The 266-nt window shown below is 45.9% G+C and carries 1 rRNA gene; it reads right to left on the minus strand.

Annotation, left to right across the window (positions count from 1 at the left end):
- A 5S ribosomal RNA gene (rrf, locus tag Q0753_RS16645) occupies positions 1-68 on the minus strand; the annotation flags it as partial.
- Positions 69-266 lie beyond the last annotated feature (198 nt).

Raw genomic sequence — 266 nt, forward strand, 5'->3', positions numbered from 1 at the left:
GCGCGGGTGCGTTTCACTTCTGAGTTCGGCATGGGATCAGGTGGGACCACAGCGCTATCGCCGCCAGGCATAAATTGTCATCTGGAAAGGTGAATCAAAATCGGTCGAATACTTTTCTTGAAAAATAAGTCGACCCTACAGAACGTTATTTATACCTGTTCTGTCTGTTTGATTTGAAATAATTTGTTGGTTCTCGACCGCAAGGTCTCACACTTCTTGGGTGTTGTATGGTTAAGCCGCACGGGTCATTAGTACAGGTTAGCTCA

Origin of the sequence: uncultured Oceanisphaera sp., from assembly GCF_947495715.1 — a bacterium.
Classification (GTDB): domain Bacteria; phylum Pseudomonadota; class Gammaproteobacteria; order Enterobacterales; family Aeromonadaceae; genus Oceanimonas; species Oceanimonas sediminis.